The organism is Halovulum marinum, from assembly GCF_009697225.1.
Taxonomy (GTDB): Bacteria; Pseudomonadota; Alphaproteobacteria; order Rhodobacterales; family Rhodobacteraceae; genus Halovulum; species Halovulum marinum.
In genome coordinates, this window is record NZ_WIND01000007.1 from 85,578 (window position 1) to 106,984 (window position 21,407).

Sequence of the window (21,407 nt, forward strand, 5' to 3'; positions counted from 1 at the left end):
GGTCAACACATGCTAACCCGGTGCCAACGAAGATTTCAAAGAGGTAGACGGCTGATGCCAGGATCGAACAACTCCGGCGGCCCCTGGGGGGGTGGCGGCGGCAAGAAGGGTGGCGGTCGCGGCCCCTGGGGCGGCGACGACGGCAACCGGGGCTCCGGCCCCGGCGGCGGCGGCCCCGGCGGTGGCGGCGGCGGCGGCCAGCGTCCGGGGCAGGGTCCCGACATCGACCAGATCGTCCGCAAGGGCCAGGAGCAGCTGCGCGTGCTGATGGGCGGGCGCGGCGGCAGCGGCGGCGGCGGCCGGCCCGACGGGCCCAGCATCGGCCGCGGCGGCTTTGCGCTGATCGGCGTGGTGCTGTTCGTGCTGTGGCTGGTGATGTCGTTCTACACCGTCCGCCCGGAAGAGAAGTCGGTGGAGCTGTTCCTCGGCAAGTTCTCGTCGATCGGCGAGCCGGGCCTGAACTTCGCGCCGTGGCCGTTCGTCAGCTATCAGAAGCTTTCGGTGACGCGCGAGAACACCGAGGACGTCGGCATCGGCGGCCGCGGCCGCACCGACGACGGGCTGATGCTGACCGGTGACGAGAACATCGTCGACATCGACTTCCAGGTGGTCTGGAACATCTCCGATCCGGCCGCCTACCTGTTCAACCTGGCCGATCCCGAGGACACCATCCAGGCGGTCGCCAGTTCGGCGATGCGCGAGGTGATCGGCCGCTCGAACCTGGGCCCAGTGCTGAACGAGGATCGCGCGGTCGTCGCGCAGGAGGTCCGCGGGCTGATCCAGGACACGCTCGACAGCTACGAATCGGGGATCAACGTCGTGCGCCTGACGCTGGCCAAGGTCGACCCGCCGACCGAGGTGATCGAGGCGTTCCGCGACGTGCAGGCCGCCGAGCAGGAGCGCACCACCTTCCGCAACCGTGCCGATGCCTATGCGAACCAGCGCCTGGCCGCCGCCCGCGGCGAGGCCGCCGAGGTGCTGGAGCAGGCCGAGGGCTATCGCGCCCGCGTCGTCAACGAGGCGCGCGGCGAGGCCAGCCGCTTCGTCGCGGTCTACGACGAGTACGCCAAGGCCAGCGAGGTGACGCGCAAGCGCCTCTATCTCGAGACGCTCGAGCGCGTGCTGGCCGGCGTCGACAAGATCGTCATCGACGAGACCGTGACCGGCGGCAGCGGCGGCGGGCAGGGCGTGGTGCCCTATCTGCCGCTGAACGAGCTGGGCCGGCGGTCCGGCACCGCGAACCAGGAGACCACGCAATGAGCCGCACGATCATCCTCGTCTCGATCATCCTCGGCCTGGTGATCGTGGGCCTGTCGTCGATCTTCATCGTCGACGAGCGCGAGAAGGCGCTGGTGCTGCAGTTCGGCCAGATCAGGGACGTGCGCGAGAACCCCGGTCTGGCGTTCAAGATCCCGTTCATCCAGGACGTGGTGCGCTACGACGACCGGATCCAGTCGCTGGACACCGAATCGCGCGAGGTCACCCCGCTGGACGACCGCCGTCTGGTGGTCGACGCCTTCGCGCGCTGGCGCATCGCCGACGTCGTCCGGTTCCGCCAGGCGGTGGGCACCGGCGGCATCTTCCAGGCCGAGAGCCGGCTGGACCAGATCCTCGAGACCAACCTGCGCGAGGTTCTGGGTTCGGTGGCGTCGAACCAGATCCTGTCCGAGGACCGGGTGGCGCTGATGACCCGGATCCGCGACGCCGCCGCCACCGAGGCCGAGGCGCTGGGGGTGAACGTGGTCGACGTGCGGATCAAGCGCGCCGACCTGCCGCCGACCAACCTGCAGGCCACGTTCGACCGGATGATCGCCGAGCGCGAGCGCGAGGCGGCGGACGAGCGCGCCCGCGGTCAGGAAGCCGCGCAGCGGATCCGCGCGCTGGCCGACCGCACCGCGGTCGAGCTGGTGTCCGAGGCGCAGCGCGACAGCGAGATCATCCGCGGTGAGGCCGACGCCGAGCGCAACTCGATCTACGCCGGCGCGTTCGGCCGCGATCCGGAGTTCTTCTCGTTCTACCGCTCGCTCAACGCCTACGAGCGGGCGCTGGGCGGGGAGAACTCGACGCTGGTGATCTCGCCCGACAGCGAGTTCTTCGAGTACCTCAAGTCGGACACCGGCAACCGGGCGCAGGCGCCGCGGCCGGCCTCGCCGCCCAGCGACGATGGTGACGGGTCCGGGGACGCTTCCGGGGACGCCTCGGGGGGCGGGGACGCGACCGACCCGGCGCGGGACGACGGCGCCGAGATCCGGGTGCCGTCGGACGATCCGGACGTGGCGCTGCCCGAGGGCGCGCTGGAGCCCGAGGTGATCGAGCCGCTGGACGAGTCGATGCCGCCCGCCGCCGAGCCGCCGGTGCCCGACAGCGTCGAGTCCGGCGAGGTCGAGGTCATCGAAGGCGAGGCCGATAACGGCGACACCGGTGACGGCGCAGCCGGTGACGGGGACACCGGTGAAGGCGCGACTGGTGACGGCGCGGCCGGGAACGCGGAAACCGGGGATGCCGAAACCGGGGATGCCGAAACCGGGGATGCCGGCACCGAGGCGCCGGCCGCGGACGACGCCGCGAATTGACCTGGTCGGATCTTCTGACCGGGCTCGGCATTGCGGCCGTGATCGAGGGGCTGGTGCTTGCACTGGCCCCTTCGCGTATGGACGAGGTGCTGGCGGCGCTGCGGCGGATGCCGCCCGAGTCGCGCCGAAGCCTGGGCCTGGGCGTCGTCGCGCTGGGCGTGGTGCTGGTCTGGATCGCCCGCGGCTGATGGCCGCAGCCGACGCGCGAGCGGGCGGGCGGGGGCGGCTGGGCGATCACGCGGTGGTGAGAAGCCGGCCGCGCGCAGGGCGTCTTGTTGACCTTGCTCTGGCGGGCTCCCAATATAGCAGCGGACACCCCACGAGAGTCTGCATTCCACCATGAGGGAGATAACGGTTGACCCGGGTTAAGACAGCCACGCGTACCCTGACGGCCGAACAGGGGGTCCGCGCCGCCGCGCTGACGATCCTGATCGCGATCCTGCTGTTCGTGCTGCAGGCGGCCCGCGTCGAGGCGCGGCCTCCGGACAGCTTCGCGGAACTGGCCGAGCGGCTCAGCCCGGCGGTGGTCAACATCACCACCAGCACGCTGGTCGCCGGCAACGAGGGCCCGCAGCCGCTGGTGCCCGAGGGCTCGCCGCTGGAGGACCTGTTCCGCGACTTCCTCGACCGCGACCGCCCCGAGCAGCGGCAGCGCCGCGGCTCGGCGCTGGGCTCGGGCTTCGTGATCTCGCCCGACGGCTACATCGTCACCAACAACCACGTGATCGAGGCCGCCGACGAGATCCTGATCGAGTTCTTCGACGGCGGCGGCGAGCTGCCGGCCGAGATCGTCGGCACCGACCCGCGCACCGACATCGCGCTGCTGAAGGTCGAGCCGGCGCAGCCGCTGCCCTACGTCAAGTTCGGCGACAGCGACGTCGCCCGGGTCGGCGACTGGGTGCTGGCGATCGGCAACCCGCTGGGGCAGGGGTTCTCGGTCTCGGCCGGGATCATCTCGGCGCGCAACCGGTCGCTGCAGGGCGCCTATGACGACTTCATCCAGACCGACGCCGCGATCAACCAGGGCAACTCGGGCGGGCCGCTGTTCAACCTGGCCGGCGAGGTGATCGGCGTGAACACCGCGATCCTGTCGCCCAACGGCGGCTCGATCGGCATCGGCTTCTCGATGTCCTCGGCCGTGGTCAAGCGCGTGGTCGAGCAGCTGAAGGAATTCGGCGAGACCCGCCGCGGCTGGCTGGGGGTGTCGATCCAGAACGTCACCGACGACGTCGCCGAGGCGCTGGAGCTGGACGATACCAGCGGCGCGCTGGTCACCGACGTGCCCGACGGCCCGGCGCTGGATGCCGGCATCAAGGCCGGCGACGTGATCCTCAGCTTCGGCGGCCAGACCGTCGCCGACACCCGCGAGCTGGTGCGCATGGTCGGCGATTCCGAGGTCGGCACGACGGTCCGCGTGGTGATCTTCCGCGACGGCGCCACGCAGACGCTGAAGGTCACGCTGGGCCGCCGCGAGGAGGCCGAGGGGCTGCTGTCGTCCGGCGACCTGCCCGAGGAGGACGAGGTGCCGCAGGCCGACGAGGTGCTGGGCCTGACGCTGATGGGCATCGATGCCGCCCTGCGCGAGGAGCTGGGCCTGGCCGAGGACGTGCGCGGCGTCGCCGTGATCGAGGTCGACGAGAACAGCGAGGCATTCGAGAAGGGGCTGCGCCGCGGCGACGTCATCGCCGAGATCGGCCAGCAGCCGGTGCAGACGCCCGCCGACGTCGTCGAGCGGTTCGAGGCGGCGCGCGACGCCGGCCGCAAGTCGGTGCTGCTGCTGGTGCGCCGCGACGGCCAGCCGCGCTTCGTGGCGCTGACGCCGAGCGGCTGAGCCCGGCCGGCGCGAACAGGTCCCGCTTGCGGGACCGAGACGGGCCGCTCCGGGCCCGTTTCGCCTGGCGTTGCGCCCGGTGGGCTTCGGCGTCGCACGGGCTGGCTTGTGGCTGGAACCGGCCGAGCAAATGGTCGCGTGGCACGACCGGCCATTTTCGGTTGGTCCTTCAGTAGCGCTTGGCCATATCCCGGATCTTGTGCTGTAGCTTCAACTCCTGCATCCGCGCCGGATAGATCTCTGCCGCGATCTGCAGTACCCACAGCCCGACCTGAGCCGCAGTTTTCAAACCGAATTCGAGCATCAAGCCATCGCCGTGAAGGTAGATGAATTCGAAGTGCTTTCCACCGTCGTCGTTGTCTCTGGTCATGGAGTTCATCGACGCGCCGCGCTCGTTCGGATGCGCCCCGTAGTCGATGGTCCGATCACAAAGCGCGGTGTGGGAACTGCCGAGCTTCGCGTTCGCGTTTGCGATGTGGCCGGAAACCTTTTTATGGGTGAACGCGCTGCGCGCCGCTTTCATCGACCCGCCGCCTTCATGGCGGTTTATCCAAATTTCCCACCGGGTCTGGTTGTCGCCGATGTAGTGCGCGTACGCGCCCTGTTCGAGGCAAAGACGGAGCAGCGCCTGCGTCTCATACACCTGACCTGCCATGACCGCCCCGGCAGCGGCGCGAAAGGCTGCGTGCGCGCGGAACAGGAAGTCTGCCGGGAGCAACGGCCTCGGGTTGATTGCGCCGTCCAGCAGCTTGCAAAACATGCCGTCGATGGCGATCAGGTCGTTTGCCTCAGAGCGCTTGCTTGCGAACGTTGCATACTGGCTGCTTCGATAGGCATCGAAAAAATCCGTAAGGCGGTCTCGCCCCCAGTCATTCGGGGGCGGTTGGATGCGTGTCCTGTTCATGTTGACACCATAGCCGGAATTGGCTCGCGCTACGGTCTCAAAGTATCTGCACGCCCCAGTGGTCCAGCGTCACGTCCTCGACCGCGACGCCCAGGATCCGCGCGCCGGCGTCGGGGTTGTCCCACAGCAGCAGCACGTCGTCGCCATCCTGCACCAGCCGGCCCTCGGCGCCGCGCAGCAGCAGCCGGTCGAGCCCCGGCTGGTAGTCGTCGATCACGTCGTGGCCCTCCTGCGCGGCGCGGAAGACGAAGGTGTCGGCGCCCTCGCCGCCGCTCAGCAGGTCGTCGCCGCGGCCGCCGCTCAGCCGGTCGCCGCCCTCGCCGCCGTCCAGCCGGTCGTCGCCCTGGCCGCCGCGCAGCCGGTCGTCGCCGCGCCCGCCCTCGAGCCGGTCGCGCCCGGCGTTGCCCCACAGCCGGTCGTCGCCGTTGCTGGAGATCACCAGATCGTCGCCGCGCCCGCCGCGCAGCGCCGAGCCGTCCGAGAACGCCCCCGCCTTCAGCGTGTCGTCGCCGCCGCCGCCGTGCAGCCGGCTGCGCCCGCCGGCGTCGGTCAGCAGGTCGTCGCCGGCGCCGCCGCGCAGCACCTCGTCGGCGCGGCCGCCGTGCAGCGCGTCGTTGCCGCCTCGCCCGAGCAGGACCACCGGCGCGTAGAGCGGCAGCACCTCGGCGGCGGGGCGGAACACGTCGTCGCCGGCGCCGCCCTGAAAGCGCAGGCCGGAATGCTGCACCGCCTCGGCCAGCGCAGCGGCGGCGGCGGCCAGCCAGGTCGGCGCCGCGGCGCTGCCCCCGGGGTCGTGGGTGGCGGTCACCGCCAGCGGCGTCTCAAGCCGCAGCGTGGCGATCGGCACCGGGCCGTCGGCCTCGAGCCGGGTCCAGGCGATCCCGGTCAGCCGCAGCGCGGCGCTGCCGTCGCCCGGCTGCGCCGGGTCGAGCGCGGTGTCGGCCTGCAGCCGGGCGCGGGTCGCCCCCGGCAGCGCCGGCCAGCTGTCGGTCCACCATTGCGTGCCCGCCACCGGCAGCACGATGCCCCCCGCCGGGTCGGGGGCCGCGTTCAAGAACACGTCCGGCGCCAGCGCGTCGCCCAGCGGCGAGCGCGCGTGGAAGCCCGACGCAGCCGCCTCGATCACAAGCATGGTATCCTCCGGCACTGGTTACCCTGCCGGAAATCCCACGAAATCGTCTAAAATCCAAAGCTTCCGTTAACGAATGGTTAACCTCCGGGCGGGCCGCAAACCCGGGCCGCGCGCCCGAGGCGGCGCGCGGGGGTTGGATTCCGCCGCGCGCCGGGACTATGTATCGGACAAGGAAAATCACGAGGCATGCGGACGCAGATGGCGAAGATCACCTACATCGAGCACAACGGCACCGAACACGTGGTCGACGTGCCCAACGGGCTGAGCGTGATGGAAGGCGCGCGCGACAACAACATCCCCGGCATCGAGGCCGATTGCGGCGGCGCCTGCGCCTGCTCGACCTGCCATGTCTACGTGCACCCCGACTGGACCGGCAAGTTGCCCGAGAAGGAGGCGATGGAGGAGGACATGCTCGACTTCGCCTACGAGCCGGACCCGGCGTGTTCGCGGCTGACCTGCCAGCTGAAGGTCACCGACGCGCTCGACGGTCTGGTGGTGCAGATGCCGGAGAAGCAGATCTGATGCGCGGCGCGGCGCTGACGCTTGCGGTTGTGGTTGCGGGCGCGGCGCCGGCGCTGGCGCAGAGCTGCCCGCACCCGCCCGAGCTGGGCCGGGTGGTGCTGCCCGGCGCGCCGTGCTTCGAGATCTCGGCGGTCTACGACCGGCCGACCACGCGCTATCCGCACGGCGCGCTGGGCGATGCCGAGGAATGGGCGTCGATGGTCGTGCGCAAGGACAACGTGAAGGTTTTCGTCAACGTCCCCGTCACCTATGTGTTCGAGGACCTGGCGCCGCGGCTGGCGAATTTCGACGCCGATCCGGACCCCGAGTTCGTCACCGTGGAAAGCTATGCCTCGGGCGGCGCGGCGCTGGTGGTGTACGATCCGGATTTCGACGGCGCCGGCCAGCCGACGGTGAAGCGGATGGCCGCGACCCGGGTGATCGGCCAGCGCAACCGCTGGCTGGCGCCGGTCGGGATCGCCGATTTCGACGCGGACGGGCGCATGGACGTGGCCTATGTCGAGACCCCGCACCTGGGCATGGTGCTGAAGTTCGTCACCCCGACGCCCGACGGCATGGAGGCGCTGGCCGAGGCCGAGGGTTACACCAACCACCGCTTCGGCGAGGCGTTCATCCAGGGCGGCGTGCGCGACTGCGGCGCCGGCCCCGAGGCGCTGACCGCGAGCGCCGACTGGACCCGGATCCTGGCCGCACGGCTGGAGGGCGGGCAGGTGGTGGCCAGCGACCTCGGCCCCTACGACGGGCCGGAGAGCTTCACGCCGCATCTCGACTGCGCCGGCTGATACCGGAGCCTTGTCGACAAGGCGGTAGCGGCGCGCCGGCCTGCCATCTCGGGGGGTGAGGCGGATGGCCGCCGGGCCGCCACGGCGGCAGAACCTCCGCGTCAGATCGACATTCCCCCAACCAGCGACATCGCCGCGCCGCCCGAAGGCAGGCGTCCGGCGCCGGCGCGCGGCCTGCCGCCGGGCGGCACCGGCGAGATCCTGCGGGTCCTCGGCGCGGGACACGGCATCATCGGGGCCGCCGCCGCGCACCGGTCCGCGCGGCCAGCGCCCGCCTCATTCGTCGCGGGCCAGCGCCCGCCAGCCGATGTCGGTGCGCCAGTGCGCCTCGGGCCAGTCGATTGCCGCGACGGCCGCATAGGCGCGCTCGCGCGCCTCCCGGAGCGTCGCGCCGCGGGCGGTGACGCTCAGCACCCGGCCGCCGGCGCTGACCAGCGCGCCGTCGGCCTCGGCGGTGCCGGCGTGGAAGATCCGCACCTGCGGATCGCCCTTGGCGGCGGCTGCCACGCCGCCGATGCGCTGGCCCCTGGGATAGCTGCCGGGATAGCCGGGCGCCGCCATCACCACGGTGATCGCGTGGTCGGGCGCCCAGTTCAGGCTGGCGCCGGCCAGATTGCCCTCGGCGCAGGCCAGCATCGCGTCCAGCGCCTGCGCGCCCAGCCGCATCATCAGCACCTGGCATTCCGGATCGCCGAACCGGACGTTGTATTCGACCAGCCGCGGCTGGCCGTCCCTGATCATCAGCCCGACATAGAGCACGCCCTGGTAGGGCGTGCCGCGCCGCGCCATCTCGGCCAGCGTCGGCTGCACGATCCGCTCCAGCGCGGCCCGCGTCACCTCGGGGGTCATCACCGGGGCCGGGGTGTAGGCGCCCATGCCGCCGGTGTTCGGCCCCGCGTCGCCGTCACGGGCGCGCTTGTGGTCCTGTGCGGTGCCGATCGGCAGGATGTCCGTCCCGTCGCAGAGCACGAAGAACGAGGCTTCCTCGCCCTCCATGAATTCCTCGATCACCACCTCGGCGCCGGCGTCGCCGAAGGCGCCGGCGAAGATCGCCCGCACCGCGTCCTGCGCGGTGCCGAGGTCCATCGCCACGGTCACGCCCTTGCCGGCGGCCAGCCCGTCGGCCTTGACCACCACCGGCGCGCCGGTTCGCTGCAGGTAGTCCAGCGCCGGGGCTTCGGCGGTGAACCGGGCCCAGGCGGCGGTGGGCGCGCCGCAGGCGTCGCAGATCTGCTTGGTGAAGCTTTTCGAGGCTTCCAGCCGCGCCGCCTCGCGGCCGGGGCCGAACACCAGCAGCCCGGCGGCGCGCAGCGTGTCGGCGACGCCGGCGGCCAGCGGCGCCTCTGGGCCGATGACCACGAAGCCGATGTCGTGCGCCGCGGCGTAGGCGGCCACCGCGGCGCCGTCCTCGATGTCCAGATCGACGCAGGTCGCCAGTTCCGCGATCCCGGGATTGCCCGGCGCGGCGTGCAGCCGGTCGCATTTCGGGCTTTCGGCAATGGCCCAGGCCAGCGCATGTTCGCGGCCGCCGCCGCCGAGGATCAGGATGTTCATGGCTCGCCTCCGGTCTTGCTTGCCCGGCTTCTAAGCGGGCGCGGGCAGGGGGGCAAGACGCCCGCCGCCGGCGCCGCCGCGGCGGTTCGCGAAATCGCCATCATCGGCCGCTATGATTCGCCCGACGCCACCGACGGCACGAAAGGACCGGTGATGCGCGATCCGGCACTCTGGAACCGGCTGCGGGACCATGCGTTCGACGACCCGCGGGCCGAGGTGCCCTTCACCAGGAAGCTGCGGATCGGCGAGGGGTGGTCGCGCCGGCTGACGGCGCGGGTGCTGGACGAGTACCGCAGGTTCCTCTATCTCGCCGCGGTCTCGGACGGGCGGGTCACGCCCAGCCGCAAGGTCGACCGCGCCTGGCACCTGCACCTGAGCTACACCCGCGACTACTGGCAGCGGCTGTGCCCGCTGCTGGGCCGCGAGCTGCACCACGAGCCGTCGTCGGGCCCGGCCGAGGACGCGCGCCACCTGGCGCAGTACCGCGAGACGCTGGCGCTGTACCGGCAGGAGTTCGACGCCGCGCCGCCGCGCAGCGTCTGGCCGAAGCCGCCGCGGGAACAGCGACCGCGCCGCACCGGACTGCTGATGCTCAAGGCGGCGGCGTTCTACGGCGGGATCTTTCTGGCCGCGCGCTACCTGCTGACCGGAACCGGCATCCACACCATGGGCCTGGTGATCCTGGCGGGGATTCTGACCGGCGTTCTGCTGGCGATCAGTGCCGCGCAGGGCGAGGGCGCGATCACCCTGAGCTACGAGAGCGGAAGCGGCGGCGACGGCGATGGCGGCGGCTGCGGCGACTGAGGCACGGCGAGCGGGCCGCGCCAGACCGCGCCGGCCCGGGTTGACCGCGTTTGCCGCGTTGACCGGGCGCCCGCGCCACGCATAGGGTGCCGCGATGTCAGACCTGTTCGACGACCCCGACGATGCCCAGCCCGCCGGCGGCAACGCGCCCGAATTCACCGTCTCGGAGCTGTCCGGCGCGGTGAAGCGCACCATCGAGGGCGCGTTCACCCACGTCCGCGTGCGCGGCGAGGTCGGCCGCGTCTCGCGCCCGCGCTCGGGGCATGTGTACCTGGACCTGAAGGACGACCGCTCGGTGCTGGCGGGGGTGATCTGGAAGGGCAATGCGCAGCGCCTGCGCACCCAGCCCGAGGAAGGCATGGAAGTCATCGCCACCGGCCGGCTGACCACGTTTCCAGGCCAGAGCCGCTACCAGATCGTGATCGAGGACATTGCGCCCGCGGGCGTCGGCGCGCTGATGGCGATGCTGGAGAAGCGCCGCACCGCGCTGGCCGCCGAAGGGCTGTTCGACGAGGCCCGCAAGCGCCCGCTGCCCTATCTGCCCGAGGTCATCGGCGTCGTCACCTCGCCCTCGGGCGCGGTGATCCGCGACATCCTGCACCGGCTGCGCGACCGGTTCCCGCGCAAGGTGCTGGTCTGGCCGGTCGCCGTGCAGGGCGACAAGTGCGCCGCCGAGGTCGCCGCCGCCATCCGCGGCTTCAACGCGCTGGCGCCGGGCGGCGCGATCCCGCGCCCCGACGTGCTGATCGTGGCCCGCGGCGGCGGTTCGATCGAGGATCTGTGGGGCTTCAACGAGGAGATCGTCGTGCGCGCGGCGGCGGACAGCGGCATCCCGCTGATCTCGGCGGTGGGGCACGAGACCGACACCACGCTGATCGACTTCGCCTCGGACCGGCGCGCGCCGACGCCGACCGCCGCCGCCGAGATGGCGGTGCCGGTGCGGCGCGACCTGGCGGTGCACCTGGGCGCGCTGGAGGATCGCCGCCGCCGCGCGCTGGCCGGCCAGATCGCGGCGAAGAGCCAGCGGCTGCAGGACCTGTCGCGCGCGCTGCCGCGGCCCGAGGCGATGCTGGGCGAGCGCGCGCAGCGGCTGGACGCCTGCGCGCAGCGGCTGCCGCTGGCGCTGACCGGCTTCGCCCGCCACACCCGGCTGCGCCTGTCCACCGGGCCCGGCGGTCGGTTCGGCCCGCAACTGCTGAGCGGGCGGATCGAGGTCCGGCAGGGGCGGCTGCAGGCGCTGTCCGACCGGCTGCCGCGCGGGCTGTCGCGGCAGGCCGAACGGGCCCGGGCGCGGCTCGACCGGCTGGTGCTGCGGCCACGACAATTGGAGGCACTCAAAGATCAGGAACACGGGCGGCTGGACCGCGCCGTAAAGGCACTGGCGCGCTGTGCGATCACTGCGGAGGAGCGGCGCAAACAGAAGCTGCGTGAACTGGCTGGCCTGCTGCGCTCGCTGGGCTATACCGAGACGCTGCGCCGGGGTTTTGCCGTGGTGCGCGACGACGCCGGCGCGCTGGTGCAGGGCGCCGAGGCGGCGCGCGCCGCGCCGGCGCTGGAGATCGAGTTCGCCGACGGCCGGGTGCCGGTGCTGCCGGGCGGCGGGCCGCGGCCGGCGCGCAAGCCGCGCCGGGCGGCGGACGACCCCGGCGGGGACGGGTCCGGCGGGGACGGGCCGCAGGGCACGCTGTTCTGAGGCCTCAGACCTTCCGGAACTCCATGCGGTAGATCACCTGCTCGCCGGTGACCGGATCGCGCCCCGGCGCGCCGCTGATCGTCAGCCGGTCGCCGCGGAGCGTGAACGGCCGCGACAGGTCGATCTGCCAGTCGGGGTTCCAGGCCCGCTCGACATGGTGCACCACCCGGTCGCCGTCGAGCGTGTAGGCGGCGACATAGGCCAGCATGCTGTCGAACAGATCGGCGCGCTGCTCGACGCTCCAGCCGCCGGGGCCGCGCGCCGGGCGGTCGCGGCGGAACACGGTGGCCATCATCCGCCCGTCGGCATGGTAGGCGATGTAGCCGACCGGGTCGGGGCCGAGCGCGTCGCGCACCTCGCCGGTCGCGACCGCCTCGCGGGTCCACGAGAGCATGCGCCAGCTGCCGATCAGATCGCCGATGTCCGCCATGTCCCGCCTCCCGCGCCGGCGGCACCCTAGCATGGTTCGGGCCGCGCCGGGGGGCGGTGATGAAAACCGGCCGCCGCGGGTGACGCGGCGGCCGGGCCCGGCCCCTCGGGGCCGCGGGTCGCGGCGCCGTCTGGGGGAACGGCGGCCGCGGATGTTCAGCTGCGCTGAGGTTCAGTTGCGCTGAGGTTCAGTTGTCGGTGCGCTCCTCGGGCGGCGCCTCCATCGCGCCGGTCATCATCGCCACCGCGTCGGACATCGTGTGCTTCTTCGGGTCGACCACCGCCTTGCGCTTGCCCAGCCGGTGCACGTGGATCCGGTCGGCGACCTCGAACACGTGCGGCATGTTGTGCGAGATCAGCACGATCGGCAGGCCGCGTTTCTTGACGTCGAGGATCAGGTCCAGCACCCGGCGGCTTTCCTTGACCCCCAGCGCCGCGGTCGGCTCGTCGAGGATCACCACCTTGGAGCCGAAGGCGCAGGCGCGGGCCACCGCCACGCCCTGACGCTGGCCGCCGGACAGGGTCTCGACCGCCTGGTCGATGTTCTGGATCGTCATCAGCCCCAGCTCGCTCAGCTTCTCGCGGGCGAACCGGCGCATCGCCGCCTTGTCCAGCTTGCGCAGGTACTTGCCGGCAAAACCCTCGGCGCGGATCTCGCGGCCCAGGAACATGTTGTCGACGATCGACAGCGCCGGCGACAGCGCCAGGGTCTGGTACACCGTCTCGATGCCGTGCTCGCGCGCCTCCAGTGGGTTGGCATAGGACATCGGCTTGCCGTCGAGCCGGATCTCGCCCTCGTCGGGACGCACCGCCCCCGACAGCGCCTTGATCAGCGTCGACTTGCCGGCGCCGTTGTCGCCGATCACCGCCAGGATCTCTCCGGGGTAGAGGTCGAAGTCGCAGGCGTCCATCGCGGTGACGCGGCCGTAGCGCTTGGTCAGCCCGCGGCCGGAGAGGATGGGTTCCACGCTGGTATCCACGCTCATGACGACACCTTTCTGATCCACTGGTCCATGGCCACGGCCACGATGATGAGAACGCCGACGGTGAACTCCTGCCAGAGCACCTCGACCCCGGCCAGTTTCAGCCCCGAGCGGAACACGCCGACGGTGATCGCGCCGATCAGCGTGCCGAAGATCGCGCCGCGCCCGCCGAACAGCGAGGTGCCGCCGATCACCACGGCGGTGATCGCGTCGAGGTTGCCCTCGTAGAAACTCTGCGGGCTGATCGAGCCGAGCCGGCCGATGGCGATCCATGCGGCGACGGCGCAGACGAAGCCGCCCACGGCGTAGACCGACAGCAGGATCCGGTCGGTGCGGATGCCGGCCAGTTCGGCCGCCTCCTTGTCGTCGCCGATGGCGTAGACGGCGCGGCCCCATGCGGTCCAGTTCAGCACGTACCAGAACACCCCGAACAGCCCCAGCATCAGGAACGAGCCGTAGGTGAACTGCGCGCCCATGATGCCCACCCGCTCGCCGAAGAACTTCAGCAGCGGGGCGGTGGCGTCGATGTCCTGGCTGCGCACGGTCTGGGCGTCGGAATACCACAGGTTCAGCGCGAAGAAGACCGACCAGGTGCCCAGGGTGACGATGAACGGCGGCAGCTTGAACCGCGTCACCAGGAAGCCGTTCAGCGCGCCGCAGGCGGTGCCGACGGCGAAGCCGGCCAGGATCGCCAGCCCGGTCGGCAGGCCCATGGTCACCCCCAGCCGGCCCATGACCACCGAGCTGAGCACCATGATCGCCGCCACCGACAGGTCGATCCCCGCTGTCAGGATGATCAGCGTCTGCGCGATGCCGAGAACGCCGATCACCGTCACCTGCTGGATGATCAGCGAGAAGTTGAACGGGGTGAAGAAGTTGTCGGCGATCGCGCCGAACACGACCAGGCTGGCCGCCAGCACCATCAGCGGCGCCGCGGTCGGGTAGGAATGCAGGAAGTTGTGCAGGCGCTCCAGCGGGGCCCGGTGCCGTTCCTCGAACGAGGCGACGTCGCCGCCGGAGTGGATGGCCTTTTCGTAGTCGTCGCTGTTCGCGTCTGACATGGCGTCTCTCCGTGATGTGGCGGGTGTCGGCCGGGTGCCGTCAGCGGGCACGGGGCCGCCCGGCGCGCAGATGCCGCGCCGGATGGAGAAGGGGCCGCCGCCATCGGCGGCCCCGCAGTTTGTCGTGGGTCAGTCTAGCACGGGCAGGGCGCGATCAGCCCCAGCACTGCTCCAGCGCCTCGTCCGAGGTGATCGACTCGATGCCCTCGACCGGGCTGTCGGTGACCAGCGTGACGCCGGTGTTGAAGAAGTCCAGCCCCTCGGTGGTCTCGGGCCTGGTGCCGTTCTTGGCATACTCCACGATCGCCTCGACGCCCATCGAGGCCATCTTCAGCGGGAACTGCATCGAGGTGGCGCCGATCACGCCGCCCTTGACGTCCTGCACGCCCGGGCAGCCGCCGTCGACCGAGACGATGGTCACCTGCTCCTCGAGGCCGAACGCCTTCAGCGCCTCGTAAGCGCCGGCGGCGGCGGGCTCGTTGATGGTGTGGATCAGGTTGATCCCGGAATCCAGCTGCAGCAGGTTCTCCATCGCGGTGCGGCCGCCGTCGGGCGAGCCCTGGGTGACGTCGCCGCCGACGATCCGCGGATCGTCCTCGTCGTACATCCGGTTGACGTCCTTGACGTCGATCCCGAAGCCCTGAAGGAAGCCCTGGTTGCGCAGCACGTCGACGGTGACCTGCGCCTCGGACAGGTCCAGGGTGGCGATCTTGGCGTTCTCGGGGTCTTCGAGCGTCGCCGCGGCCCACTGGCCGATCAGCTCGCCGGCCTTGAAGTTGTCCGTGGCGAAGGTCGCGTCGGCCGCGTCGATCGGGTCGAACGGGGTATCGAGCGCGATCACCAGCAGGCCGGCGTCGCGGGCGGCCTTGACGGTGTCGGCCAGGCCGGCCGGGTCGGACGGCGTGATCAGGATGCCGGCGGCGCCGGCGGCGATCAGGCTTTCGATCGCCTCGACCTGGGCCTCGTTGTCGCCGTCGTACTTGCCGGCGAAGGTGCGCAACTCGACGCCCATCTCCTCGGCCTTCTCGGCGGCGCCTTCCTTCATCTTCACGAAGAACGGGTTGGTGTCGGTCTTGGTGATCAGGCCGATGATCATGTCGTTCTGCGCCGCCGCGGTGCCCGACAGGGCGGCGGCTGCGACGGCGGTGGAGGCGAGTAGGGTGGTCAGACGTTTCATGTTAGGATGCTCCTCCCAAGGCGCGGATCTTGTTCTGGTTCGGCCCGGCCGACGGATCGCGGCCGCACCATGTCGAAGATCAAAGCACCCGATCGGGCGATTCGTCAATTAATAAATCACATTGATTTGTTAATTGGGGCCTGTCATGGTATCCTCCGGAAAAACAGGGGAGTGCATGCGATGAAGGGCGGCGACACGACCGGCCTCAGGGCGTACAACGCTCGCCTGATCGTCAGCGAGATCCGGCAGGCGGGGGCGCTGTCCAAGGCCGAGATCGCCCGACGCACCGGGCTGAGCGGGCAGGCGGCGTCGGTGATCGTGAACGCGCTGCTGAACGACGGCGTCCTGCGCAAGGAGGCCAAGGTGCGCGGTCAGGTCGGCCAGCCCTCGACGCCGTATTCGCCGAACCCGCGCGGCGCGTTCTCGATCGGCGTCAAGATCGGCCGCCGCAGCCTCGAGGTGATGCTGGTGGATTTTCTCGGCCGCACCCTCGAGCGGCGCGAACAGGTCTACGACGCGCCCTATCCCGACAGCACGCTGGCCCGCGCGCGGGAGCTGGTCGCCGAGGTCCGCGCGGCGCTGAGCGACCGCGAACACGCCCGGATCGTCGGGGTCGGTGTGGCGATGCCCTACGATCTGCACGAATGGGCGGCCGAGCTGGACATCCCGAGCGACGCGCTGGCCGGCTGGCGCAGCGCCGACGTGGCGGCGGCGCTGGCGCGGGACACCGGGTTGCCGACCACGCTCTACAACGACGCCACCGCCGCCTGCGCCGCCGAGATGATCGTCGGCGCCACGATCACCGCCTCCAGCGCGCTCTACGTCTACATCGGCACCTTCGTCGGCGGCGGCGTGGTGCTCGACCGTCGCCTGCACCGCGGCGCGCAGGCCAACGCGGGGGCGATCGGCTCGGTGCCGCTGGGGCCGGTGCGCGCGGGCCGGGCCCCGCCGCAGCTGATCGAGCATGCCTCGCTGATCTACCTGGAGCGCGCGCTGACCGCCGCAGGGCACGACGCCGGGGCGGTGATCGGCGGCGCCGTCGACGGCGCCGCCGAGAGGATCTTCGCCGACTGGCGCCGCCGCGCGATCCCGGCGCTGGCGCAGACCATCGTCGGCGCCCGCGGCATCTTCGATTTCGAGACCGTGGTCGTCGACGGCTTCCTGCCGACGCCGTGGCGCACCCAGGTGGTGGCGGAGCTGACGCGCGAGCTCGCCGCCTTCAACCCCACCGGCCTGTCGCCGGCGACGCTGCACGAAGGCTCGATCGGGCCGGCGGCGCGGGTGGTCGGCGCGGCGCTGCTGCCGCTGAACGACCGGTTCTCGCCGGACACCGACCTGCTGGTGCGCAACAGCCACGCGCAGCCGGAGGCCTGACCGCGCATCGACGCCGGGACCGGGGCCGAGACCGGGGCCGAGACCGGCGCAAACACCCGCGGCGCGCTGCCGGGTCGGGAGTTGCCTGGCCCCCGGATGCAAGATAATGCTGCATCCTGCAAGTTGGTGCGGGATTCGCCATGGACCTCAACATCCCCGAGACGCGGCAGGCGGCGCTGGCGCGGCGGCTGGCCGGCGGCCATGCCCTGGGCGCGGCAGAGCTGGCGGCGGAGTTCGGCGTTTCGGTCGACACCGTGCGCCGCGACATCATCGCGCTGGAGCGGGCCGGGCGCGCGCGCCGGGTGCGCGGCGGCGCGGTGCCGGTGGCGCGCGCCGCCGGCCCGGTGCAGCAGCGGCTGGGTGCCGACCCGGACCTCGCCCGGATCGCGGCGGCGGCGCTGCCGCGGCTGAAGGACTGCCGCACGCTGCTGCTGGACGGCGGCGCGAGCGTGCAGGCGGTGGCCGAGCGGCTGCCGCAGCGCCCCGACCTGCTGGTGATCACGCCGTCGCCCTTCGTCGCCATCGCCTGCCAGCGGCGCGGCATCGCCGTGCACATGCTGGGCGGCCGGCTGAGCCCGCGCGGCGGCGTCAACACCGGGCAGGACGCGCTGGCCGAGGCCGGCGACATCGCCGCCGAGATCGCGGTGCTGGGCGCCTGCGGGCTGGAGCCGGGATTCGGCCTCAGCTCGGACGATCCCGGGGAATCGCGGCTCAAGCGCGCCATGGCCGGCGCCGCGGCGCAGGTGATGGTGGTGACGGCGGCGGCCAAGCTGGGCCGCCGGGCGCGCCACCGGACGCTGCCGGCGGGCGCGATCGACCTGCTGGTGACCGACGCCGACGCCGCGGCCGCCGCTTCTTTAGCCGCCGCCGGCATCGAGGTGATCCATGCGTGAGCGCCGTGCGCCCCGGCTGGCGGTGTCGGCGATGTTCGCGCTGAACGGCGCGCTGTTCGGCATCTGGGCCTCGCGGATCCCGGCGGTGGCCGAGCGGCACGCGCTGGGCCCCGGCGCGCTGGGCCTGCTGCTGCTGATGATGGCGGCGGGGGCGATCTGCGCCTTCCCGCTGGCGGGCCGCGGCGCCGACCGGCTGGGGGCGTACCGGCTGACCTGGGGGCTGGCGGTGGTCTACACCGCCACCCTGGCGCTGCTGGCGCTGGCGCCGGGGCCGCGCACCCTGGGCGCGGCGCTGTTCCTGTTCGGCGCGGCGCACGGCGCGATGGACGTGGCGATGAACGCCTGGGCGGGCGAGGTCGAGCGCCGCCTGCGCCGGCCCTGCATGTCCTTCTTCCACGCGATGTTCAGCCTGGGCGCCGGGCTGGGCGCGGGCAGCGGGTTCCTGGCGGCGCGCGCCGGGCTGGGGATCGCGCCGCACTTCCTGCTGGCCGGCGCGCTGCTGGCCGCCGCGGCGCTGGCGCTGGCCCGGATCGAGTGGCGGGCAGAGCCGCGCCGCGCCGCGCCGGGCCGGGTGTTCGCGCTGCCGAAGGGGCCGCTGGCGGCGGTTGGCTTCGTCGCCTTCTGCGCCGCGCTGGGCGAGGGCGCGATGGCCGACTGGAGCGCGATCTTCATCGTCCTGACCACCGGCGCGACCGAGGCCGCGGCGGCGCTGGGCTATGCCGCCTTCTCGGTGGCGATGGTGGCGATGCGGCTGGCCGGCGACCGGGTGATCGCGCGCGCCGGCGCGGTGCGCGCGGCGCGCGGCGCCGGGCTGCTGGCGGCGACGGGCGTGGCGCTGGCGGTGCTGCTGCCGGGCTACGGCGCGGCGCTGGCCGGCTTTGCGCTGATGGGGCTGGGCTATGCGGTGGTGATGCCGCTGGCGTTCAGCCGCGCGGCGAACGATCCGCAGGTGCCGCCGGGCACCGCCATCGCCAGCGTCGCGACGCTGGGCTACGGCGGCATCCTGCTGGGCCCGCCGGTGATCGGCTTTGCCGCCGAGGCGACCTCGCTGCCGGTGGCGTTCGGGCTGCTGCTGGTGCTGGCGCTGGCGATCGCCGCGCTGGCCCCGGCGATGCGCCCGCGGGCGCTGGCGCAGCCGGCGTGATCACTCGTCGGTGGCGTGGATCGCGAACTGCTCCAGCGCAGCCTCGTCGCCCTTGATCGCGCGGAAACGCTCGCGCACCCCGCCGTCGGTCAGCTCGCGCTCGACGGTCAGCAGGGTGTTGGCGTCCTGCTCGTCGCACAGCTCGGCCATGTGGGCGATCTCCTCGGCGGCGACGGTGCGGGCCGCCTCCAGCCCGGGGGCGCCGTAGACCTGCATGAAATGCTGCGCCAGACCCTCGGTCAGCCGCTCCAGCTCGGCCGGTTCGATCCGGGTGACGGCGACCAGCGTGGCACGGCCGAAGGTCTCCAGCCCCAGCCAGCCGTTGGCGAACGCCTGCCGCGCCTTGCCGGCCAGGTCGGCCTGGCTCCAGTTCGAGAACTCGAACCCGCCCGAGATCGCCCATTCGCCGGTGCGGGCGTGGCGGTGGTAGACCAGCGTGTCGCTTTCGTCGAAATGAATCGTGCGGGCCAGGTGCATCAGGCGTCCTCGGTCTGCGTGAGCAGGGCGGTCAGCGGGATCGCCCGCGTGCCCTCGGGGGTCTTCAGGATCATGCGGAAATCCTCGTCGGTGCCAAGGAAAACCCCGGACATCCCTGCGACTTGCACCTCGCTCTTGAGGCCGTGCACCAGGCCCCGCCATTCGGCGTGCAGCGGCGCGGCGCCGTCCTCGGACCAGCGGTGGATCCAGCTCAGCGTGTGCCGCGACCAGGACTCGAGCAGCGTGACCGGGGCCACCCCGGCGCAGCCCTCGTCGTAGAGCGAGGTCCGGTCGGGCGTCGCGCCCGGCGCCTCGGGGTCCAGCGGGATCAGCCGGACGGACAGACCCACGACCAGCCAGTCGGGCACCTGCGCGGGATCGGAACCCGAGGCCGCCATCCGCAGATCGCCCGCCAGCGCACCGTTCACCCGCACACCGCCGTCCCAGTCCAGATGCACCCCGACCTCGGGCGGCGACAGCGCGCCGAGCGCGTTGGCGAAGCCCACCCCGCACAGCGGCAGCATCGCCGCCGCCCGCGCCAGCGGCACCTCGGGGGCCAGCACCAGCGCCGCCTGCAGCCGGTCGGCGCTCAGCGACCAGACCAGCGTGCCGCCGTCGCAGCCCTCGGCCGCCAGCCGCCGGGCCGCCGCGAACGGCGCGGCCGCCTGCACGCCGCGCAGCAGCGGCGGAAAGGTCGGCGCCTCGGTCATGCGACGCCCTGCGCCACCAGCGCACGGGCGACCTGGCGGAAGGCCTGCGCCTGGGCGCTGTCCGGCTTGGAGACCACGATCGGCACGCCGCCGTCCGAGGCCAGCCGGATATCCAGGTGCAGCGGCACCTCGGCCAGCAGCGGCACGCCCAGCTTCTCGGCCTCTTTCGCGACGCCGCCGTGGCCGAAGACATGCTCCTCGTGGCCGCAGTTCGAGCAGATGTGCGTCGACATGTTCTCGATCATCCCCAGCACGGGCGTGTTCATCTTCTGGAACATGTTGATCGCCTTGCGCGCGTCCAGCAGCGCCACGTCCTGCGGCGTCGAGACGATCACCGCCCCGTCCACATGCGCCTTCTGGCACAGCGTCATCTGCACGTCGCCGGTGCCCGGCGGCAGGTCGACCACCAGGCAGTCGAGCGCGCCCCACTGCACCTGGTTCATCATCTGCTGCAGCGCGCCCATCAGCATCGGGCCGCGCCAGACCACGGCCTCGTCCTCGCGGGTCATCAGGCCGATGCTCATCAGCGTGACGCCGTGATTGCGCAGCGGCAGGATGGTCTTGCCGTCGGGGCTGGCGGGCCGGCCCGAGACGCCCAGCATCCGCGGCTGCGAGGGGCCGTAGACGTCGGCGTCCAGCAGGCCCACACGCCGGCCCTCGGCGGCCAGCGCGGCGGCGATGTTGGCCGACACCGTGGACTTGCCGACGCCGCCCTTGCCCGAGGCGATGGCGATGATGTGCGCGATGCCGGGGATCTTCTGCGGGCCCTGCGGCGCGGACTTGCGGGCCTGCAGGTCGGGCGGGGGCTTGGGCTGGCTGTGCGCGGTCATCAGCGCCGAGACGGACTTCACCCCCGGCAGCGCCTCGACCGCCGCCTGCGCCTGCGCGCGCACCGGCTCCATCGCCTTGGCCAGCGCCGGGTCGATCTCCAGCACGAAGCGCACGGCGCCGTCCTCGACGGTCAGGGCGCGCACGACGCCCTTGCCGACGATGTCGCCGCCCGAGGGATCCTGGATCCGGCCCAGCGCCTCGAGCACCTGTTCGCGGGTCACCGCCATCATTCGCGCCCGGCGATGGTTCCGGTGACGGTGTGCTCCAGCTCCAGCCCGTCGACGGTCAGCACCATCTTCGCCTCGTAGCGCTTGCCCGCGGTCTCGTCGACGCCCGCGTCGCGCATCGCCTCCTCGATCTTCTGCTGCGAAGTGACGCCCACCTGCTTGAGGAACTTCCTCATGCTCATGTTGAAATCGTCGCTCATGGTCCGTCTCCCTGTGACCGCTCGTGCCTGCCGTGCGCCGGGATTGACGCCCCGACGGCGGCCTGCGTACCCTCGTTCATCTGCCGGCGCGATGGAAGGAGCCGCG

General features: G+C 72.1%; 21 protein-coding genes and 1 pseudogene. 11 read left to right on the forward strand and 11 right to left on the reverse strand.

The window, feature by feature from the left end; genetic code table 11:
* Positions 1–54 precede the first annotated feature (54 nt).
* The 4 genes and pseudogenes from hflK (at position 55) to GE300_RS10945 (ending at position 4,404) form a co-directional block, all read left to right on the forward strand.
* Positions 55–1,260 (forward strand): FtsH protease activity modulator HflK, encoded by a 1,206-nt coding sequence (gene hflK, locus GE300_RS10930; protein ID WP_154446605.1) that lies wholly within the window; start codon positions 55–57, stop codon positions 1,258–1,260.
* Positions 1,257–2,300, forward strand: a pseudogene (hflC, locus tag GE300_RS10935) (protease modulator HflC); the annotation flags it as partial. The gene hflK and the pseudogene hflC, both read left to right, overlap by 4 nt.
* 269 nt (positions 2,301–2,569) lie before the next feature.
* A complete protein-coding gene (locus GE300_RS10940) occupies positions 2,570–2,761 on the forward strand; it encodes a DUF2065 domain-containing protein (protein WP_154446607.1) in 192 nt (63 codons plus the stop codon).
* Positions 2,762–2,928: 167 nt separating this feature from the next.
* On the forward strand, positions 2,929–4,404 hold the full coding sequence (locus tag GE300_RS10945) for a DegQ family serine endoprotease (protein ID WP_407647719.1): 1,476 nt from the start codon (positions 2,929–2,931) through the stop codon (positions 4,402–4,404).
* Positions 4,405–4,573: 169 nt separating this feature from the next.
* Here GE300_RS10945 and GE300_RS10950 read toward each other — a convergent pair whose 3' ends face one another.
* Both GE300_RS10950 and GE300_RS10955 read right to left on the reverse strand, forming a co-directional pair.
* On the reverse strand, positions 4,574–5,308 hold the full coding sequence (locus tag GE300_RS10950) for a hypothetical protein (RefSeq protein WP_154446608.1): 735 nt from the start codon (positions 5,306–5,308) through the stop codon (positions 4,574–4,576).
* Between the two features lie 37 nt (positions 5,309–5,345).
* Entirely contained in the window at positions 5,346–6,440 is a 1,095-nt protein-coding gene (locus GE300_RS10955; protein ID WP_154446609.1) for a calcium-binding protein, read from the reverse strand.
* Positions 6,441–6,638: 198 nt separating this feature from the next.
* Here GE300_RS10955 and GE300_RS10960 point away from each other — a divergent pair, with 198 nt between their 5' ends.
* Together GE300_RS10960 and GE300_RS10965 are read left to right on the forward strand one after the other, a co-directional pair.
* Positions 6,639–6,962 carry a 2Fe-2S iron-sulfur cluster-binding protein gene (locus GE300_RS10960; protein ID WP_154446700.1) on the forward strand — a complete coding sequence of 108 codons (324 nt, stop codon included), beginning with the start codon at positions 6,639–6,641 and terminating at the stop codon, positions 6,960–6,962.
* Positions 6,962–7,744, forward strand: a complete 783-nt coding sequence (locus tag GE300_RS10965; RefSeq protein WP_154446610.1) for a VCBS repeat-containing protein — start codon at positions 6,962–6,964, stop codon at positions 7,742–7,744. Before GE300_RS10960 ends, GE300_RS10965 begins: the two co-directional genes overlap by 1 nt.
* A gap of 276 nt (positions 7,745–8,020) precedes the next feature.
* Here GE300_RS10965 and purD read toward each other — a convergent pair whose 3' ends face one another.
* Positions 8,021–9,298 (reverse strand): phosphoribosylamine--glycine ligase, encoded by a 1,278-nt coding sequence (gene purD, locus GE300_RS10970; RefSeq protein ID WP_154446611.1) that lies wholly within the window; start codon positions 9,296–9,298, stop codon positions 8,021–8,023.
* Here purD and GE300_RS10975 point away from each other — a divergent pair.
* The gene (locus tag GE300_RS10975; RefSeq protein WP_154446612.1) at positions 9,260–10,102 is read left to right on the forward strand and encodes a glycine-rich domain-containing protein; all 843 of its coding nucleotides are present in this window, start codon (positions 9,260–9,262) and stop codon (positions 10,100–10,102) included. The genes purD and GE300_RS10975 overlap by 39 nt on opposite strands.
* A gap of 94 nt (positions 10,103–10,196) precedes the next feature.
* Positions 10,197–11,795, forward strand: a complete 1,599-nt coding sequence (gene xseA, locus GE300_RS10980) for an exodeoxyribonuclease VII large subunit (protein WP_154446613.1) — start codon at positions 10,197–10,199, stop codon at positions 11,793–11,795.
* A gap of 4 nt (positions 11,796–11,799) precedes the next feature.
* Here the strand turns inward: xseA and GE300_RS10985 are convergent, their stop codons facing one another.
* From GE300_RS10985 to GE300_RS11000, 4 genes are all read right to left on the reverse strand, one after another.
* Positions 11,800–12,225: a lipocalin-like domain-containing protein gene (locus GE300_RS10985; RefSeq protein ID WP_154446614.1), complete on the reverse strand. Its 426-nt coding sequence runs from the start codon at positions 12,223–12,225 to the stop codon at positions 11,800–11,802.
* 187 nt (positions 12,226–12,412) lie between these two features.
* On the reverse strand, positions 12,413–13,192 hold the full coding sequence (locus GE300_RS10990; protein WP_325063204.1) for an ATP-binding cassette domain-containing protein: 780 nt from the start codon (positions 13,190–13,192) through the stop codon (positions 12,413–12,415).
* A gap of 14 nt (positions 13,193–13,206) precedes the next feature.
* A complete protein-coding gene (locus tag GE300_RS10995) occupies positions 13,207–14,268 on the reverse strand; it encodes an ABC transporter permease (RefSeq protein WP_154446616.1) in 1,062 nt (353 codons plus the stop codon).
* A 154-nt stretch (positions 14,269–14,422) separates the two neighbouring features.
* Positions 14,423–15,445 (reverse strand): sugar ABC transporter substrate-binding protein, encoded by a 1,023-nt coding sequence (locus GE300_RS11000; RefSeq protein WP_154446617.1) that lies wholly within the window; start codon positions 15,443–15,445, stop codon positions 14,423–14,425.
* Positions 15,446–15,625: 180 nt separating this feature from the next.
* On the opposite strand from GE300_RS11000, the gene GE300_RS11005 reads away from it, so the two are divergent.
* The 3 genes from GE300_RS11005 to GE300_RS11015 all read left to right on the forward strand — a co-directional run bounded on the left by GE300_RS11005 (position 15,626) and on the right by GE300_RS11015 (position 18,856).
* On the forward strand, positions 15,626–16,819 hold the full coding sequence (locus tag GE300_RS11005; RefSeq protein ID WP_154446618.1) for an ROK family transcriptional regulator: 1,194 nt from the start codon (positions 15,626–15,628) through the stop codon (positions 16,817–16,819).
* Between the two features lie 140 nt (positions 16,820–16,959).
* On the forward strand, positions 16,960–17,712 hold the full coding sequence (locus tag GE300_RS11010) for a DeoR/GlpR family DNA-binding transcription regulator (protein WP_154446619.1): 753 nt from the start codon (positions 16,960–16,962) through the stop codon (positions 17,710–17,712).
* Complete coding sequence (locus GE300_RS11015; protein ID WP_233416934.1) at positions 17,705–18,856, forward strand: MFS transporter; 1,152 nt, start codon at positions 17,705–17,707, stop codon at positions 18,854–18,856. Before GE300_RS11010 ends, GE300_RS11015 begins: the two co-directional genes overlap by 8 nt.
* On the opposite strand, the gene GE300_RS11020 is transcribed toward GE300_RS11015, so the two are convergent.
* Genes GE300_RS11020 through GE300_RS11035 form a run of 4 tightly spaced genes read right to left on the reverse strand, consistent with a single transcriptional unit; the run spans position 18,857 to position 21,301 of the window.
* Complete coding sequence (locus tag GE300_RS11020) at positions 18,857–19,333, reverse strand: DUF6505 family protein (RefSeq protein WP_154446620.1); 477 nt, start codon at positions 19,331–19,333, stop codon at positions 18,857–18,859. It abuts the gene before it with no gap.
* Positions 19,333–20,043: a biotin/lipoate--protein ligase family protein gene (locus GE300_RS11025; protein ID WP_154446621.1), complete on the reverse strand. Its 711-nt coding sequence runs from the start codon at positions 20,041–20,043 to the stop codon at positions 19,333–19,335. Before GE300_RS11025 ends, GE300_RS11020 begins: the two co-directional genes overlap by 1 nt.
* Positions 20,040–21,101, reverse strand: a complete 1,062-nt coding sequence (gene apbC, locus GE300_RS11030; RefSeq protein WP_154446622.1) for an iron-sulfur cluster carrier protein ApbC — start codon at positions 21,099–21,101, stop codon at positions 20,040–20,042. The genes GE300_RS11025 and apbC overlap by 4 nt, the downstream gene beginning before the upstream one ends.
* Positions 21,101–21,301, reverse strand: a complete 201-nt coding sequence (locus GE300_RS11035) for a DUF6494 family protein (protein WP_154446623.1) — start codon at positions 21,299–21,301, stop codon at positions 21,101–21,103. The genes apbC and GE300_RS11035 overlap by 1 nt, the downstream gene beginning before the upstream one ends.
* Positions 21,302–21,407: the final 106 nt, after the last annotated feature.